This window comes from Micromonospora sp. U21 (assembly GCF_018070045.1).
Lineage (GTDB): Bacteria > Actinomycetota > Actinomycetes > Mycobacteriales > Micromonosporaceae > Micromonospora.
Window position 1 is genome coordinate 112,656 of sequence record NZ_JAGPYK010000008.1, and the last position, 18,131, is coordinate 130,786.

At 73.5% G+C, this 18,131-nt stretch carries 12 protein-coding genes; 7 read left to right on the forward strand and 5 right to left on the reverse strand.

Annotated features, from left to right (window positions below; genetic code table 11):
- Positions 1-73: 73 nt before the first annotated feature.
- Both KBX63_RS13420 and KBX63_RS13425 read right to left on the reverse strand, forming a co-directional pair.
- Positions 74-4,969, reverse strand: a complete 4,896-nt coding sequence (locus tag KBX63_RS13420; protein ID WP_210911342.1) for an SCO7613 C-terminal domain-containing membrane protein — start codon at positions 4,967-4,969, stop codon at positions 74-76.
- A gap of 151 nt (positions 4,970-5,120) precedes the next feature.
- Positions 5,121-6,548, reverse strand: coding sequence for a UDP-glucose/GDP-mannose dehydrogenase family protein (locus KBX63_RS13425; RefSeq protein ID WP_210911343.1), 1,428 nt, complete (start codon positions 6,546-6,548; stop codon positions 5,121-5,123).
- Positions 6,549-6,798: 250 nt separating this feature from the next.
- Here KBX63_RS13425 and KBX63_RS13430 point away from each other — a divergent pair, with 250 nt between their 5' ends.
- Both KBX63_RS13430 and KBX63_RS13435 read left to right on the forward strand, forming a co-directional pair.
- A complete protein-coding gene (locus KBX63_RS13430; RefSeq protein ID WP_307871705.1) occupies positions 6,799-7,968 on the forward strand; it encodes an acyl-CoA dehydrogenase family protein in 1,170 nt (389 codons plus the stop codon).
- Positions 7,969-8,189: 221 nt separating this feature from the next.
- Positions 8,190-9,482: a Bcr/CflA family efflux MFS transporter gene (locus KBX63_RS13435; RefSeq protein WP_247662270.1), complete on the forward strand. Its 1,293-nt coding sequence runs from the start codon at positions 8,190-8,192 to the stop codon at positions 9,480-9,482.
- Between the two features lie 64 nt (positions 9,483-9,546).
- Here KBX63_RS13435 and KBX63_RS13440 read toward each other — a convergent pair whose 3' ends face one another.
- On the reverse strand, positions 9,547-10,212 hold the full coding sequence (locus KBX63_RS13440; protein WP_210911345.1) for a hypothetical protein: 666 nt from the start codon (positions 10,210-10,212) through the stop codon (positions 9,547-9,549).
- A 23-nt stretch (positions 10,213-10,235) separates the two neighbouring features.
- Between KBX63_RS13440 and KBX63_RS13445 the strand changes: the two genes are divergently transcribed.
- Both KBX63_RS13445 and KBX63_RS13450 read left to right on the forward strand, forming a co-directional pair.
- Entirely contained in the window at positions 10,236-10,754 is a 519-nt protein-coding gene (locus KBX63_RS13445; RefSeq protein ID WP_109819790.1) for an acyl-CoA thioesterase, read from the forward strand.
- 236 nt (positions 10,755-10,990) lie between these two features.
- Positions 10,991-12,973, forward strand: coding sequence for an acetoacetate--CoA ligase (locus KBX63_RS13450; RefSeq protein ID WP_210911346.1), 1,983 nt, complete (start codon positions 10,991-10,993; stop codon positions 12,971-12,973).
- Between the two features lie 264 nt (positions 12,974-13,237).
- Here KBX63_RS13450 and KBX63_RS13455 read toward each other — a convergent pair whose 3' ends face one another.
- Entirely contained in the window at positions 13,238-13,927 is a 690-nt protein-coding gene (locus tag KBX63_RS13455; RefSeq protein WP_210911347.1) for a TIGR03089 family protein, read from the reverse strand.
- A gap of 153 nt (positions 13,928-14,080) precedes the next feature.
- On the opposite strand from KBX63_RS13455, the gene KBX63_RS13460 reads away from it, so the two are divergent.
- Positions 14,081-15,226 (forward strand): glycosyltransferase family 1 protein, encoded by a 1,146-nt coding sequence (locus tag KBX63_RS13460; protein ID WP_210911348.1) that lies wholly within the window; start codon positions 14,081-14,083, stop codon positions 15,224-15,226.
- 62 nt (positions 15,227-15,288) lie between these two features.
- A complete protein-coding gene (locus tag KBX63_RS13465; protein ID WP_210911349.1) occupies positions 15,289-16,380 on the forward strand; it encodes a mannose-1-phosphate guanylyltransferase in 1,092 nt (363 codons plus the stop codon).
- Here KBX63_RS13465 and KBX63_RS13470 read toward each other — a convergent pair.
- Entirely contained in the window at positions 16,349-16,966 is a 618-nt protein-coding gene (locus KBX63_RS13470; RefSeq protein ID WP_210911350.1) for an NUDIX hydrolase, read from the reverse strand. The genes KBX63_RS13465 and KBX63_RS13470 overlap by 32 nt on opposite strands.
- Positions 16,967-17,005: 39 nt before the next feature.
- On the opposite strand from KBX63_RS13470, the gene KBX63_RS13475 reads away from it, so the two are divergent.
- Positions 17,006-18,064 carry a hypothetical protein gene (locus tag KBX63_RS13475; protein WP_210911351.1) on the forward strand — a complete coding sequence of 353 codons (1,059 nt, stop codon included), beginning with the start codon at positions 17,006-17,008 and terminating at the stop codon, positions 18,062-18,064.
- The last annotated feature ends 67 nt before the right edge of the window (positions 18,065-18,131 follow it).

The window sequence follows — 18,131 nt, forward strand, 5'->3', positions numbered from 1 at the left end:
GCGCAACCGGCGCACGTACCCGGCCCGCTCACCGTGCCCACCCACCCACGCCGCAGGGACCCTCCGATCAATTTCATCTCATGCCGCGAAGGGCGGTCTGTAGGCGTTCCTGGGCGCGGCGGCGGCGCTCGTTGCTGGCGCCGAGTATCAGCAACAGGATGCCCACCGGGATCAGTGCCAGCCACGGGCCGAGGCTGAACAGCGCGTGGATCGCGGCGATCGCGGTGACCGACGCGCCGACGATCACTGGTGCCTGCTGCCGGCTGGACGAGCCGAAGATCAGCACCGCCACCGCGCCGAGCAGCAGCAGCATCTGTCGCAGGGTGCTGGATTCGGTGGCCAGCACGATCGCCAGGGTGGGCAGGAACGCGGCGACCAGCGCCGGCCCGTACGCCACCCAACTGCTCATGTCCGATCGGTGGCGCAGCTCCAGCACACCGACCAGCAGGGCCAGCGCGGCGAACGGCAGGGTGTACGCCTCGGGCAGCGCCACGTTGGCGACCCGCATCAGGATCCACCAGGCGCTGATCTCGCACGCCACCACCGCCCAGAACAGGATCCGCCGCTCCACCGGCCGGCGACCGGGTCGCGTCGCCGCCACCCCGAGGACCGCGCCCCAGGCGGCCAGCAGGGCGGCGATGTGCCGGGGCGAGTCGAAGGCGAGGGCGAGCGCGATCAGCGCCGCCGCGTACCCGCTCCACTCCACGGTCGCGGCCTCGCGCTGCGCCTCGGGGCGGCGCAGCCGGGGCAGGGTCGCCGCGAACACCTGCAGGACCGCACCGACCGCGAGCACCCCGAACGCGGACCAGACCGCGGCCAGCCCGGCGACCAGGCCAGCGGTGAGCACGAAGAGCTGCGCCATCAGCGAGGCGAAGAGCCAGCCGAGAATGCGGGCCCGCTGGGTGGTGCCGTACAGCGCCGCCACCACGCCGACGCCGACCGCGCCGCCGAGAGTGAACAGGGTCAGCTCCCGGGTGGCCAGGCTGCCGGCCAGCCCGGCGCCCCCGGCGGCGAGGCCGATGACGAACACCAGCACCCGGGCCAGCCGCAGCGAGCGGGCCGGCTCGACCAGCGGCGGAGGCGGGGTCAATGCGAGGCCGAGCATCGCGATGGTGAAGACCGAGAGCGCGGCGAGGGCGCTCGCGGGCCAACCGTTGCCCAGCGCGATGGGCGCGATCAGCAGCGTGACGGCGGCACCGGGCAGCACCACCGGCACGGCCCGGGACCGCCGTCCGCCGCTGAACCCGGTGGCGGCCAGCGCCGCGGTCGCGGTGAGCAGCAGCGCGGTCAGCACGTGGGTCGGGTCGGCCACGTCCGGCGGCGGGGCGAGCAGTTGTGGTGGCGGACCCTCCCAGATCCGGGTCAGCGTGCGGTGCGGCTCGACCAGGGCGGTGACCAGGGCGGGTGCGATCGAGGCGAGCGCCAGGGCGGTCGGCAGGGCTGCTGCGGCCAGCGCGCCGGCGGACGGGCTGACCCGCCACCGCCGACGCTCCGGGTCGTCCGGCAACCGCCGCAGTGCGCCGTCGAGCAGCACCGCCCAGCGCCGGACCGGCTGGGCCGAGCCGGTCGGCGGCACGGTGGCCGCGCGGATCAGCTCGGCCAGTACGCCGAGTAGCGCCGCGGCGGCCGCGTAGACGCCCGAGGCGAGGCCGGTGGGGATGGCGGCGAGCGCGCTGATGGTGGCCCCGCCGACCACGGCCACACTGACCCAGGGCAGGTACTGCGGGACGTGCCGGCGGACCGCGGCCACGGCGGCCAGGCCCAGGCTGGACGCGGCCAGCGCGGCGGTCAGCACCACCTGTGCCGAGTGTTCGAACTCGGCGGCCAGTGCCGCCACCGAGCCGGGCAGAGCCAGCAGCGCGGCACCGGCCGCCGCACCGCCGATCTGCACCAGGTGCGGTGGCATCCCCTCGGTCTCGATGTCGGTCACCTGTGGGCCGGCCAGTACGCGGGCAAGCGCGGCCACCACCACGCCGATCAACGCGATGAAGCCCAGCGCCAACGCGGTGGTCCACGGCCGGACCAGGCCGGCGCCGGCCGCGTGCAGCGCGACCACTCCGGCCACGGTGGCCCGGGACAACCCGGCGCGGGCCTCCTCGGTGGCGACCGCGGCCATTCCGTAGACGGTGGCGACCATTCCGCCGACCAGGACCGGTGACCACCAGGGCAGGTCGAACGCCGCCGGCGCGCCGATCGTGGCGAGCACCACGGCCGCGCCGGACACGTCCCACCGCCACGGAGGGGGTAGCAGGATGCCGGCGGCGATGGCCAGCAGGGCCAGCGCGACCGGGGCCTGCCAGGTGGCGCCACCGGTCGGCGCGGCCGGCCAACCGCTCAGGTCACCGTCCCAGATCGGGCCGGGGGTCGCCAGCACACCCAGCCCACCGCGCAGCGCCGTCCAGCCGGCGAGTACGCCGATCAGCAGGCCGCCGACGGTGACGCCGAGAATCGGCCCGCGCCGCCACTCCTCGGGCATGGCGCGGGCCCCGACAGCGACCACCAGCACCAGGCCGGCGGCCACCGCCAACTGACCGCCCGGGGTCAGCACAGCGGCGATCCGGACCAGTGTCGCGATCAGGGCGGTGGTGACCGCAGCGGCGGCCAGGTCCGAGCCGTCCAGGGTGAGGTCGGAGCGGCGGCCGGCGTCGATCGACGGTGCCAGGAAGAGCAGTACGGCGGCGACCAGCAGCAGGGCGCCGACCCAGGCGTCGGCGACGGTCGCCCCGGGCGCGCCGAAGGCGGCGGCGGTGACCACCAGCGCGCCCAGCCCGGTGCCGACGGACAGCGGCGCCGGGATGCGCCGCTGGGACACCTGCACCACGGCGGCGTAGCCGAGGGTCACGCAGACCGCGAGGAAGCTCGCGGCCAGCACCGGAACCGTCACCTCGCGCAGGCTGGCCGGGGTGGGGGTCGGGTCGGTGGGCACGGTGGCGGCCACGAACGCGGCGACCGCCCCGGGCAGCGCGAAGGCGGCGCCCCCGGCGGCCCAGGCGGTCACCGTGTCGGCGGCGGCCGAGGCGATCCGGACGCGGGGTGCCAGCGCGACCAGAGCGCCGGCCGCGAAGAGGGTGAGCAGGACCGCGGCGGTGAGCGCCGGCCCGGTCAGGCTGGCGCCCGCACCGAACAGGCCCACCACGGCGGCCCCGACGCCATGCGCCAGCGCGGCCCGGCTGGTCCGCGCGGAGAGGCCGATCACCCCGATGCCGACGGCGGTGAGCACCATCGGCCAGGGTGCCGTCGCCCAGCCGAGACCGAACGAGGCCGGCACGGCCAGGGCGGTCAGCGCCGCCCCGGCGACGGCGAACTCACGACGGATCTCCGCGGGCAGGGCCAGCACCGCGGCGATGGTGAGCAGGAACGCGGCGGCAGCGAGCTGCCAGGTGGTCGGGCCGACCGCGGCGGCCAGCTCGGCCGGGTACCGGTCGAGGTCGGCGCCCCAGGCGGGCAGCGCCGACCGGACCGGGGCCACGCCGGCGCGCAGCGCGCCCCCGGCGACCACCATCCCGCTGACGGTGAGCGCCACCGCCGAGGCGACCTGCGGGCCGCGTTGGGCGGCCTGGGGAACCGCGCGCACCGCCAGCCCGGTCACCGTGATGACCGCCGCGATCAGCAGCAGAGCCCGTCCGGGCAGCGCCACCGAGGCGATCCGGCCGAGCGTCCCGATCACGGCCAGGGTGAGGATGCCGGCCGCGACGTCGGGCAGCGGCGGGCGGCGCAGCACCAGCGCGCCGCCCAGACCGACCGTGGCGGCCAGCAACAGCACCATCCCGGCGCCGGTCGCCGCCGGCACGGTCTCCGCCCGGAGCAGGGCGGTGACCGCGTACGCCAGGGCGACGGCGACGGCCACCGCGTGGAGCAGCCAGATCAGCTCGCGCAGGCCGGGCACCGGGCGGGTCGGCAGGGTTTCGGCGGCCCCCGCGTCGGCATCGATCAGCTCGGCGGCCTCCTCCGGGTCGCCCTCGGGCCGGCTCTCGGCACTGCGTTGCCGGGGCGCCGACGGCGTGCCCGGGGCCGGCAGGTCCTGCCGGACGGGTCGCTCCACCGTGACCCCGGTGCGGGTCAGCCAGAGGTCGAGGAGGGCGACCAGGGTGAGCACCAGGGCCCAGCCGCCCGGCCCGGTGATCCGGTCGTACGCCAGCAACGGCAGCACCGGCTGCGCGGCGAGCACGGTGGCGAAACGGGGTGTGCGCAGGCCCGTCCAGCCGGCGTACCCGAACGCGACGGCGGCGGTGACCGCGAAGATCACCCCGGCGAAGACCGCGCCGGAGGCGCCGCCGTTGCCGATCCGGTCCACCGCCCAGAGGGCGTTTCCGGCCAGCGGCACCAGCAGCAGGCCGACCGCGGAGATCGTCTCGGCGGTCGAGGTGAGCCCACGTCGAGCCAGCGCCGGCGGGGCGAGCAGCATCAGGACCGTGGCGAGGACCAGGATGCCGAGCCGGGCCAGCGCGTCCATCGAGCTGGTCGCCACCGCCGCGAAGACCACCGCGGCCACCCCGAGCAGCAGCGCGCCCAGCCCGAGCGGGATGTTCTGCACCTCTCGGGAGGACGCCTCCGGGGGGTGCTCGGGGTCGTCCGCGTCGAGCCAGGACGCCTGGGGTGGGAGCGGTGGCGGGTCCTCCGCGGTGGGCGGGGTGCCCTGGCGGGGCACCCGGGGCGGGGCGCCGGTGGCGGCGGTCGGCGGCCGGCGACCGGGACGGCGGCGCAGCACCCGGCGCGGCCGGGTGGCCTGCTTGAGCCGTTCCTCACCGGCGTGCGCGAGGATGTCCCGCTGGAAGAGGGCGGCCTGCATCTTGGCGGCGATCTGCCGCTGCTCGCGGGCGATGGCGGCGTCGCGCGCCTTCATCTCCGCGATTGAGCGCTCGATGTCGGCCAGGTGCTCGACCCACTGGGCCTGATCGGCACCGCAGTGGGGGCAGCGGACGGCCGGCTTGATCTCCCGGCCGCACGAGGAGCACTGAAAGGTCGCCACGACACCCCTCCGCCCGCACTGTGGACTCCCACTGTCGCAGCATGCCCAAAGCTGGCGTGGATTTCGACACTTGTCGGCGGGTCCGGGGCAAACAACGACACCGGCCGGCCACGGAAGGGTGCTCCGCGACCGGCCGGTGGGGTCGGATCCGTCAGGGGCGGCCCATGCCCCGGTACTCCCAGCCGGCCTGGGTCCACAGTGCGGAGTCGAGGCAGTTGCGACCGTCGACCACCTTGCGGCCGGCGACCAGCTCGCCGAGGGCGACCGGGTCGGCGTTGCGGAAGTCGGCCCACTCGGTGAGGACGCAGACCAGGTCCGCGTCGGTGACGGCCTCGTTGATGCCGGTCTCGTAGGTCAGCTCGGGTACCGCGCGGCGAGCGTTCTCCGTGCCCTGCGGGTCGTACACGTGCACGTCGGCGCCGGCCTTCTGCAGCAGCGCGGCGACGGCGAGCGCCGGGGCGTCGCGGACGTCGTCGGTGTTGGGCTTGAAGGTGGCGCCCAGCACGGCGATCCGGGTGCCGGAGAAGTCCGGGCCGGCGGGCCCGGAGCGGCGGCCGAGCAGCTCCGCGGCGAGGTGGAGCACCCGGGTGCGGCGACGCAGGTTGATCAGGTCGACCTCGTGCAGGAAGCGCAGCGCCTCGCCGGCACCCAGCTCCTGTGCCCGTGCCTGGAAGGCCCGAATGTCCTTGGGCAGGCAGGCGCCGCCGAAGCCGAGGCCGGCCTGGAGGAACCGGTTGCCGATCCGCGGGTCGTAGCCGATCGCCCGGGCCAGTTGGGTGACGTCGCCGCCGGAGGCCTCGCAGACCTCGGCCATCGCGTTGATGAAGGAGATCTTGGTGGCCAGGAAGGCGTTCGCGGCGACCTTGACCAGCTCGGCGGTCGCGAAGTCGGTGACCACGAGGGGCACCTCGCGGTCCTCGGTGGCGGCCAGGTCGAAGACGCCCTTGTGTGCGGCGTAGAGCATGCCGTTGGCCCACTCGCTCTTCACGCCGACCACGATCCGGTTCGGGCGCAGCACGTCGTCGACGGCGAAGCCCTCCTGGAGGAACTCGGGGCTCCACGCCACCTCGACGCCCAGGTCGTTGGGAGTGTGCTTGCCGACCAGCTGCTCCACCCAGTCGGCGGTGCCCACCGGCACGGTGGACTTGCCGACGATCAGCGACTTGCGGGTCAGGTGCTGCGCCAGGCTGGTCACCGACGCCTCGACGTACGACAGGTCGGCGCCCATCCCGTCGGCCCGCTGCGGGGTGCCGACGCAGATGAAGTGGACATCGCCGAACTCGGCGGTCTCCGCGATGTCGGTGCTGAACCGCAGCCGGCCGGCGGCCAGGTTGCGCTTGAGCAGCTCGTCCAGGCCGGGCTCGTGGATCGGCACCTGACCGGCGTTGAGCATCGCGATCTTGTCAGCGTCCACGTCGAACCCGAGCACCTCGTACCCCAGCTCGGCGTAGCAGATGGCGTACGTCGCACCGAGGTATCCGGTCCCCAGGAAGGTCACCCGCGGACGGGGTGCGCCCGAGGGCGGCGTCACCGTGGCGATGGCGGGGGTCGGCTGGATGGTGGGATAGGGGATCGTCACGCCTGTCTTCTCCGCTCGCACTGGCGGCGCTTCGTCGCGTCGCATTCTGCTGCGGCGCCTGGCCGGGCACCGGAGGGGTGGCTCATTGTCTGTCTTCCATCATCGCTCAGCGGCGTGGGTGCTCCCTCGAGCCTGTGCCTACGCGCCGGTAACATCCCCCTGAACTGCAGTCGTTATCCTTCAGTCTGCGCGGTCGGCGGTCAGGGGAAGCTACAGACTGCGCATGATAGCGGTGAAGGGGAGGGCCAACGTGGCCGCAGGGGAGTCGTTCGACGTCTACCGGTTGCCGGAGGAGCACGAGGCGATCCGGGAGGCGGTCCGCGAGGTCTGCACGGCGAAGGTGGCTCCGCACGCCGCCGAGGCCGACGAGACCGGTGAGTTCCCGAAGGCGTCCTACGACGCGCTGCGGGCGGCCGACTTCCACGCCCCGCACATCCCCGAGGAGTACGGCGGCGCGGGCGCCGATGCGCTGGCCACCGCCATCGTGATCGAGGAGGTGGCGCGGGCCTGCGCATCGTCCTCGCTGATCCCGGCGGTCAACAAGCTCGGCACGCTGCCGCTGCTGCTGTCCGGCTCCGAGGAGCTCAAGCGGCGATACCTGACGCCGGTGGCGGCTGGCGACGCGATGTTCTCGTACTGCCTCTCCGAGCCGGAGGCGGGCAGCGACGCGGCCTCGATGACCACCCGTGCGGTACGTGACGGGGATCACTGGGTGCTCAACGGAGTGAAGCGCTGGATCACCAACGCCGGCGTCTCCGAGTTCTACACCGTCTTCGCGGTCACCGACCCGACCGCGCGGTCCCGGGGAATCTCGGCCTTCGTGGTCGAGAAGTCCGATGCCGGGGTGAGCTTCGGCGCCCCGGAGAAGAAGCTCGGCATCAAGGGCTCGCCCACCCGCGAGGTCTACCTGGACAACGTGCGGATCCCGACGGACCGGATCATCGGCGCGGAGGGCACCGGCTTCGCCACCGCGATGCGGACCCTCGACCACACCCGGGTCACCATCGCCGCCCAGGCCATCGGGATCGCGCAGGGCGCGCTCGACTACGCCAAGGGGTACGTGGCCGAGCGCCGGCAGTTCGGCAAGGCGGTCGCCGAGTTCCAGGGCGTCCAGTTCATGCTCGCCGACATGGGCATGAAGCTGGAGGCGGCACGGCAGCTCACCTACGCCGCGGCCGGTAAGTCCGAGCGCGGCGACGCGGACCTGACCTACTTCGGCGCGGCGGCCAAGTGTTTCGCCTCGGACGCCGCCATGGAGATCACCACCGACGCGGTGCAGCTGCTCGGTGGCTACGGCTACACCCGCGACTACCCCGTCGAGCGGATGATGCGGGACGCCAAGATCACCCAGATCTACGAGGGCACCAACCAGGTGCAGCGGATCGTCATGGCGCGGCAACTGCTCAGCGGCGCCGTCTAGGCCACGACCTGATCGAGCCCGACCGCCCCACCGCCGCCCGGCGGTGGGGCGGTCGGCGTGTGCACGTGAGGCCCCACACAGTCGCCATGTCACACGGGTCTGCGACGTTGGGGAAAGACAGAATCACGAAGCCGATCGCCCGCCACCACCGCTCGCCTCGTCCCTCGCTGCCCAACGTCGGGCACGCCCAACGACGTCTGACCACACGCAGAGAGATCGAGATGATGAAGCAGTTGGTGGAGAAGACCGCCCCGGACACGGCCTCCGAGCGGGAGGTGCTGCCCGGCGATCTGATGACCAACCGTCAGCGGGCGCGACTCGTCCTCGTGCTGGGCGCGATGATCGCGATCGGGCCGCTGACCATCGACATGTACCTGCCGGCGCTGCCCGCCATCACGACCGGCCTGCAGACCACCGAGACCGCGGTGCAGTTGACGCTGACGGGCACGCTGCTCGGCCTCGCGCTGGGCCAGCTGCTGGTCGGGCCGCTCTCCGACGTGGTCGGGCGGCGGGTGCCCCTGCTGGCCGGGCTGGCCCTGCACGTCGCGGCATCCGTGCTGTGCGTGTTCGCGCCCAGCATCGCCGTGCTCGGCGTGCTCCGGGTGCTCCAGGGGCTCGGGGTGGCGGCCGCCACCGTGGTCGCCACCGCCGTCGTACGCGACCTGTTCAGCGGCGCGTCCTTCGCGCGGATCTTCTCCCGGTTGATGCTGGTCATGGGCCTGGCCCCGATCCTCGCGCCGACCCTCGGCAGCGGCCTGCTGCGCTGGACCGATTGGCGGGGCGTCTTCGCGGCGCTGGCCGTGCTGGGCGCGCTGCTGATCGTCGTCGCCGCGTTGCGGCTGCCGGAGACCCTTCCCGTGGTGCGCCGTCGGCGCGGCGGGGTGGGGGCGACCCTGCGGGACTACCGGCGACTGCTCAACGACCGGGCGTTCGTCGGTCTGGTGCTGGTCGCCGGGCTGGCCATGGCCGCACTGTTCGCGTACGTCGCCGGGTCGTCCTTCGTGCTCCAGGAGCAGTACGGCCTCGACGAGCAGCAGTTCGGGCTGGCCTTCGGGGCGGGCGCGGTCGGCCTGATCGGGGCCACCCAGTTCAACGTCCGTCTGCTGCGCCGCTACACCCCGCAGCAGATCCTGATCAGCGCCCTGATCGCCGGGACCGCGGCCGGGCTGCTGCTGGTCATGTTCGCCGCGACCGGCCTCGGTGGTCTCGGCACGCTGCTCGCGTCGCTGTGGCTCGTCCTGGCGGCGGCCGGCCTGGCCCTGCCGAACGCGCCGGCGCTGGCGATGACCCGGCACAGCGAGGCCGCCGGAACAGCCGCCGCGCTGCTCGGCGCCGTGCAGTTCGGCATCGGCGCGCTGTCGGCGCCCCTGGTCGGCCTGTTCGGCACCGGGAGCGTACCGATGGCGATCGTGATCGCGGGCGGCATGGCCGCCGCGACGCTGGTCATGCTCCTCGTCGTTCCCCGCGCCGATCTCGGCACCGTCGACCCGGACCTGGCCGTCGCACTGCACTAGTACGGCCGGCGCCCGTCCACCGCACAGGTTTGGGGGCGGGCCGGTCGCCCGGCCCGCCCCACGGTCAACGGATTTCGGTGGTGTCCTCGGGGCGCGACTGGCCGCGCGGCGGCGCGGACCACGGCGACTCCCCACCCACCCGGCGGGGCAGTGGGTCGGTCGGAGTCGGATCGGCCGGGTAACCCAGGGTGGGCGGGGTGGCATCGCTCTCGGCTGGCTCGGGGGGCGGCCAGTCGGTCAGGGTGAAGTCGTCGCTCCGGGGACCACCCGCCGTCGCCGGTGCCGTCGCCGGCTCGGTCACCGGTCGCGGCCACTGCTGCCAACGTTGCCTGCTGAACGCCGCCATCAGCAGCAGCAGGCCGATCAGGAAGAGGGTGCCGTTCTCCACCGGAAGCCGCAGCGGCAGCGGATCGCCGAGCACCTTCCACCCGTGCGGAATCGCGTCCCGCACCTCGAACGGCGCCACGAACATCCCGACGTACGGGGTGACCAGCAGCAGCCCGGCCACCAGCGGGCCCAGCGGCGAGACGCGCAGTGTGCCGAGCAGGCCCAGCAGGACACCGCCGACACCGAGGTACACGGCCGGCTCGATCAGGTTGGCGGTGTTGAACGTGCCGATCTCCACCCAGCGGTCGACCGTCCGGCTCGACCCGTCCTGCCCGAGTGTGACCAGCACCCACGTGACGGGTACCACCACCAGCCCGGCGAGGAAGCTCCAGAGATGTCGCATCCGCGCACCGTACCGTTTCCGGCATGACCGAGCACCCCTCCGCCGCTCCGACCGGCAAGCCGACGTCGTACTCCCGCGTCACCCTCAGCAAGATCATGACCGCCGTCGACGTGAACCTCTACGGCACTGTGCACGGCGGAGTTCTGATGAAGTTCGTCGATGATGTGGCGGGTGCCGCAGCCGCCCGGCACAGCGGCGGGACCGCGGTGACCGCGGCGATCGACGAGATCGTCTTCTCCGAGGCGGTCCGGGTCGGCGACCTGGTGCACGCGCACGCCCAGGTGAACTGGACCGGGCAGACCTCGATGGAGGTGGGCGTGCGGGTGGTCGCCGAACGGTGGGACTCGGCCGAGGACGCGCCGGTCCGGGTGGCCACCGCGTACCTGGTCTTCGTCGGGGTGGACGTGGGCGGGGCGCCGCGGACGGTCCGCCCGGTGCTCCCGGAGACGCCGGAGGACGAGCGCCGGTACCGGGAGGCCGAGATCCGCCGGGCGCACCGCCTCGCCCGCCGCCGCGCCATCCAGGCGCACCGCGCCGGCTGAGGTGTGTACGGAAGGGCCCCTTATTAACGCCAGTTGTTAATAAGGGGCCCCTGTACCACTCCAGGCGTTAAGAAGGTGCCCTTCCTTGTTCCTTCCCACATGGGTGGGTGGGGTGGAGTGTGGGGTGGGCACGCGTCGGTGGCCGTACCCGGTGCGCAGAATGGCGCTTCGAGGTAGGGCAAGATGGCGCCACGGCCCATTCACAGTGTCGTGCCGGGCCAGGGGAGGGTGGAGCAGTGGGTGACGTGCTGTGGACGCCGCCGGCGGACGTACGCGAGCGGTCCCGGATCGGTGGCTACCTGCGCTGGCTGCGGGAGCACCGCGGGCTGGACTTCGCTGACTACGACGCGCTGTGGCGCTGGTCGGTCACCGACCTGGACGGGTTCTGGCGCTCCATCTGGGATCACTTCGAGGTGGTCGCGCACACCGCGCCGACCGCCACCCTGGCCGAGCGGGGGATGCCCGGGGCCCGCTGGTTCCCCGGGGCCACGCTGAACTACGCCGAGAACGTGCTGCGGATGCCGGGGAGGGCCGACGACGACCCGGTCGTGATCGCGCACGGCCAGACCCGGGCGCCGGTCACGCTGACCGCGGGGGAGCTGCGCGAGCAGGTTCGCCGGGTGGCGGCCGGGCTGCGCCGGTTCGGCGTCACCGCCGGTGACCGGGTGGCGGCGTACGCCCCGAACATTCCCGAGACGTACGTCCTGCTGCTGGCCACCGCCAGCCTGGGAGCGATCTTCTCCTCCTGCGCGCCCGAGTTCGGCACCCGTAGTGTCACCGACCGCTGGCAGCAGATCGAGCCGACCGTGCTGGTCGCGGTGGACGGCTACCGGTACGGCGACAAGCCGGTGGACCGCCGCGCCGAGGTCGCCGCCATCCGGGCCGCCCTGCCGTCGGTGCGGCACACCGTCAGCATCGGCTACCTGGACCCGGTGGGCGACCCTCCGGTGGGCGCGCTGGGCTGGGCCGAGCTGGCCGCGCCCACCGACGAGCCGCTGGCGTTCACTCCGGTGCCGTTCGACCACCCGCTGTACGTGCTCTACTCCTCGGGCACCACCGGGCTGCCCAAGCCGATCGTGCACGGCCACGGCGGCATTCTGCTGGAGCACCTGAAGATGCTCGCCCTGCACCACGACCTGGGCCCGGCCGACCGGTTCTTCTGGTTCACCACCACCGGGTGGATGATGTGGAACTTCCTGGTCTCCGGCCCGGCGGTGGGCGCGACCATCGTGCTCTTCGACGGCAACCCGGGCCACCCCGACCTGGGTGGGCTGTGGCGGTTGGCGGCGGAGACCGGCACCACGTACTTCGGCACCTCGGCGCCGTTCCTGCTGGCCTGCCGCAAGGGTGGGCTGGTGCCGCGGGAGGTCGCCGACCTGTCCGCGCTGCGCGGCGTCGGCTCCACCGGCGCGCCACTGCCCGCCGAGGGCTTCACCTGGGTGTACGAGACCGTCGGCGACGGCCTCCAACTCCAGTCCCTGTCCGGCGGCACCGACGTGTGCACCGGTTTCGTCGGCGGGGTGCCGCTGCTGCCGGTGCACGCTGGCGAGATCACCTGCCGGGCGTTGGGCGCCAAGGTGGAGGCTCGCTCCGCCGACGGCACCCCGGTGATCGGCGAGCTGGGTGAGCTGGTGATCACCGAGCCCATGCCGAGCATGCCGGTGGGCTTCTGGAACGACCCGGACGGCACCCGCTACCGGGAGGCCTACTTCGACATCTACCCGGGCGTCTGGCGGCACGGCGACTGGATCACCATCAACGACCGGGGCGGCTGCGTGATCACCGGACGCTCGGACGCCACTCTCAATCGCGGCGGGGTGCGACTCGGCACCGCCGAGTTCTACTCGGTGGTCGAGGGGCTGGACGAGGTGGTCGACTCAGTCGTCGTGCACCTGGAGGACGACGAGGGCGGCGCGGGCGAGCTGCTGCTCTTCGTGGTGCTCGCCGAGGGTCTGAAGCTGGACGACCCGATGCGCGCGAAGATCTGCCGCGAGCTGCGTACGGCGCTGTCCCCCCGGCACGTGCCCGACGAGATCCACCAGGTGCGCGCGGTGCCCCGCACACTGTCGGCGAAGAAGCTGGAGGTCCCGGTCAAGAAGATTCTCACCGGCACCCCGGTCGACTCGGCGGCCGCGAAGGGCGCTCTGGCCAATCCCGAGTCCCTGACGGCCTTCGCCGCGTTCGCCCAGCGCCGAGCCACCGACAACACGCCCGCCTGACAGCCCCTGTGTGACGGCTCACTCGTTCACGTAACCCAGGCGTGGCGACCAGCCCCCGCCCCGCGCCCAGCCCCTGCCCCGCGCCCTGCCCCTGCCCCGCGCCCTGCCCCTGCCCCGCGCCCTGCCCCTGCCCCGCGCCCTGCCCCGCGCCGATCATGGAGTTGTGGTGCCTGACAAAAAGGGCCCTCCCGCATCAGTTGCCCACCACGACTCCATGATCGACGCGACCGGGGGACGGGGTCGCGGGGAGGGACCGGGGCGGGGTTACGGGAGCGGGTGGGTCACCTGTTCCGCGTTCAGGCGGGCGGGCAGGTCGGCGGGGGCCAGGTTGGCGCAGAGGACCACGGTGGCGGCCCGGGTCAGGGGGGCCAGCAGCCAGTCGACCGGGTCGGGGTAGCGGGCGGCGTCGATCAGGATCCGGGCACCGGGCTCGATGCCCAACGCGGCGGCACGGGCCTCGGCTTGGGCCAGCAGGTGCGCGTCGGCGGAGCCGGGGCCGGGCTGCGGGCGGAAGTGGTCGCCGTGCCGGCGTACCTCGACCACGTAGTCGGCGAACCCGGGTGGCACCTGCCGCAGCGGGGCGGCGAGCGGCGACAGCCCCAGGGCGTACCGTTCACCGGCGGACCAGGACTGCGCCTCGTCGAGGCGGTCGGCGGCGGCGAAGAGCACGTCCACGTCGCCCGGCGTGTCGATCACGCTCAGCTTGGCCGACCAGCAACCCAGCAGCACCGCCGCGGTCTGCCAGTGCGGCGGCAGGAGCACGCCGGCCGGATCGCCCGGTGCGAGGGCGACCTCGTCGACGAGGAGGTTGGCGGTCTTCGCCACCCAGTTCGCCAGTGTGGCGCCGGAGAGTTCGGTGCGGTCGCCGCTGGCGTCGTCGTACCAGGTCAGCAACGGTCGGGTCGGGTCGGTCGCGATCGCGTCGGCGAACACCCGGGCAATGTTGTCGGCCATCGGCGCGAACGATACGCCCCTGAGGGCCGTACTCGAAGACGATGACAAGTCGGCGTACCGTCGGGTCGCAGTCAGCGTCGGCCCCGTGCTCCGGCGTAGGCTTGGCCCCGGAGTGTTGTTCCCCACAGACCCGCCAGTACAAGGAGTCGCCCCGTGACCGCCGGTCGCCCGCCCCGCGTGCTCATCGACGCCACGAGTGTCCCCGCCGACCGTGGTGGTGTCGGTCGATACGTCGATGGTCTGCTCGGTGCCCTCGGCAAGGTGTGTGGGTCGGGGGTGGAGCTGGCGGTGGTCAGCCTCCGCACCGACCTCGAGCGGTACACCCGGATGCTGCCCGGCGCGGAGATCGTCCCCGCCCCGGCCGCCGTGGCGCACCGCCCGGCGCGGCTCGCCTGGGAGCAGACCGGCCTGCCGCTGCTCGCGCAGCAGGTGGGCGCGCACGTCCTGCACTCGCCCTTCTACACCTGCCCGCTGCGGGCCGGGTGTCCGGTTACGGTCACCGTGCACGACGCGACGTTCTTCACCGAGCCGGAGCACTACGACAAGTCCCGCCGGACCTTCTTCCGCAGCGCCATCAAGACGTCGTTGCGCCGGGCGGACCGGGTGATCGTGCCCAGCAAGGCCACCCGGGACGAGCTGATCCGGCTGCTCGACGCCGACCCGACCCGGATCGACGTGGCCTACCACGGGGTGGACCACGCCGCCTTCCACGCGCCGAGCGAGGAGGAGAAGGCCCGGGTGCGTGCCCGGCTGGGGTTGGGCAACAGCAGCTACGTCGCCTTCCTCGGCGCCAAGGAGCCGCGCAAGAACGTGCCCAACCTGATCCGCGGTTGGGCCCAGGCGGTGGCCGACCGGGTCGACCCGCCGGCCCTGGTGATTGCCGGCGGGCAGGGGCACGACGACGACATCGACCGGGCGGTGGCCGAGGTCCCGTCCCATCTGCGGCTGCTGCGCCCCGGCTACCTGCGCTACGGCGACCTGCCCGGGTTTCTCGGCGGCGCACTGGTCGCGGCCTACCCCTCCTACGGCGAGGGGTTCGGGCTACCGATCCTGGAGGCGATGGCCTGCGCCGCCCCGGTGCTGACCACGCCCCGGCTCTCGCTGCCCGAGGTGGGTGGCGACGCCGTCGCCTACACCTCGGAGGATCCAGAGCAGATCGGCATCGACCTGGCCGCCCTGCTGGATGACGAGCAGCGCCGGTTGTCGCTGGCGAAGGCCGGTTTCGACCGGGCCAAGGAGTTCACCTGGGAGTCCAGCGCCGAGGTGCACATCGCCGCATGGAGTCGCGCCCGCTCGTGACCGTCCGGGCTCCGGATGGCGAGCCGTCCACCCGGCCGGGGTCCGTCGGGCATGATGTGCGGATGCTCTATGCGGTCATCCCGGCAGGTGGCAGCGGCACGAGGTTGTGGCCGTTGTCCCGAGCCGGTCACCCCAAGTTCCTCCATCCGCTGACCGGCTCCAACGCGTCGCTCCTCCAGGCGACCGTGGCGCGGCTCGCGCCGCTGACCACACCGGACCGCATCCTCGTGGTCACCGGAGCCGCGCACGTCGCGGCGGTGGCCCGGCAGCTGACCGGGTTGCCCGAGGAGAACATCCTGGTCGAGCCCTCGCCCCGGGACTCCTGCGCGGCGATCGCGCTGGCCGCCGCGGTGATCGCGCTGCGCGATCCGGACGCGGTGATGGGCAGCTTCGCGGCCGACCACCTGATCGGCGACCCGGAGAGCTGGGTGCGGACGGTCCGCGAGGCGGTCCACGGCGCGGAGCAGGGCATGCTGATGACGGTCGGGATCACCCCGACCCGGCCGGAGACCGGCTACGGCTACCTGGAGACCGGCGATCCGACCGAGGACACTCCATGGCGTCCGGTGGCCGAGTTCAAGGAGAAGCCGGCCGCCGAGGTCGCCGAGGCGTACGTCCGTTCGGGCCGGCACCTGTGGAACGCGAGCATGTTCGTCTGGCGGGTGGACGTGTTCCTCGCCGAACTGCTCCGCCAGCAGCCGGCCCTGCACGCCGGGGTCACCGCGATCGCCGCCGCCTGGGGCACGCCGGAGCAGGACGACGTGTTCGGTACGGTCTGGCCGACCCTGCCGAAGATCTCCGTCGACTACGCGGTGATGGAGGGCGCGGCGACCACGGGGCGGGTGGCCACCGTGCCAGGCGACTTCGGCTGGAACGATGTCGGCGACTTCCACACCCTCGGCGAGGTGCTGCCGGCCGACGCGTCGGGCAACGTCGTGCTCGGCACCGACGCCAAGCCGGGTGTGCTGCTGCGGGACAGCTCCAATCTGGTGGTGGTGCCGCAGTCCGGCCGGTTGGTGGCCGCCCTCGGGGTGCGCGACCTGATCGTGGTGGACACCCCGGACGCTGTGCTGGTCTGCCCGCGCGACCGGGCCCAGGACGTCAAGGCCCTGGTAGACGAGCTCAAGGAGCGAGGCGAAGAGGGCTACGTCTGAGGGCCGCGAGGGCCGGCGCGACCAGTTGCACGGTCCCGCCGGCCAGTGGCTCGGGGAGTCGGTCCGGCGGGAACCACCCCAGTGCCTCGGCCTCGTCGCTGACCTGCTCCACCGCGCCGGGCGGGGCGAGGACGGCGAACCGGACGTCGTGGTGCAGGGAGCCGCCCTGACAGCTCACCGGGTGGATGTCCACGTCGATCGGCACCGGGTCGATGCGCAGGCCGGCGATCCCGGACTCCTCGGTGGCCTCGCGCAGCGCGGCGCCGGCCAGGGTCCGGTCGGTCGGCTCACAGTGCCCGCCGAGCTGCACCCAGCGCCCGAACTTGCCGTGCAGGCAGAGCAGCACCCGAGAGCCGGTGGCGTCCAGCACCAGCGCGCTGGCGGTGATGTGCCCGGGGCGGTGCGGCCGACTCATCGTGACGGGCCCGGCGTCGAGCAGCGTGCGGGTCCGGTCCCGGGCGGCGGCAGCGGCCGGGCTGGTGGGCCGCCAGCCGGCGAGCAGCGCGGAGGCGTCGGCGTGCAGCGCCGCGTACGTCTCGGGGTCGGTCGGGTGGGCGGCGGGTCCGGTGAGCGCGGTGTCGGGCACGCCGCCACTCTACGAGCGCCCGCTCCGTACGCTGGCGCGATGACCCTGCGAGTCCTCGAGTTCGTGGTGGCCGGCAACGAGGCCAGTGATCTGCTGCCGGTGCGGTCGGCGGCGTTGCTGCGTGCGCACGGCGCCCGGCGGGGTTTCTGGACCGTGTTGGACGAGGGGCCGGTGGAGCGCTGTCTGGCCCTGCTGCTGGAGTTGGACGACGGCGAGTGGACGGCTCGGCACGTCGCGGCGGACGCCGGCGTGGAGAACGGCCGGACCGAGGATGGTGAGGCGCTCGCCCACCACGACGGCTGGGTGTACGTCCTCGGCTCCCACTTCGGCTCCAAGGCCGGTCCGTTGCGGCCCCGGCGCGCCTTCGTGGCCCGGTTCAGGGAGGACGACGCGGCGTCCGGACCGGTGCCGGTGCATGTGGTGCGCAACCGGTTCCGGTTGCACCGGGCGGTGAACGACGCGCTGGTCGCGGCGCCGCTGACCCCGTTGCCGCCGGGGGAGCGGGTGCGGGCCCGGTTCATCGTGGAGACCCTGGCGCGGGGGACCGCCCGCGAGAAGAGCTGGGTGAGCCGGCTGGCCCCGGACGACCTGCCGCTGAACGTGGAGGCGGCGGCCTTCACTCCGGCCGGCACGGTGCTGCTGGGGCTGCGCTTCCCGGTCACCATGGCCGGGGAGCCGATCCTGGTCGAGGTGGCCGGTGTGCCGGGCATGTTCGCGGCGGAGCCGGCCTGGCCCCGGGCGGTGGGGACGTACGCGGTGACCGGGGTGACGCCGCCGGGCGCGCTGACCGGGTTTCGGGCGATCGCCCCGACCTCCGATGGCGGGTACGCCGCCGTGATCGGCTCGATCGACGCGCTGGGCAAGGGCTCGGTGCTGCTCGACGACCATCCGGGTGGGGGTGACGTGGCCTCCCGGCACGTCCGCTTCCGGTTGCCCGCCGGCGACTCGCGCGTCGCGGCCCCGGACCGGCACCTGCTCGCCGGGGAGCTGGTGGCGGACCTAGCGCCGTTGCACCACGTCGAGGGGCTGGCCGAGCTGGATGGGCGGTCGTTCTACGTCACCGACGAGGATCACCGGGTCGCGCTCTGGGTCGGCTGAGCCGGGAAACATGTGCTGCGACGATGGGGCGACCGGACGGCACCTCTGCGGAGCAAGGGCCGCAGAC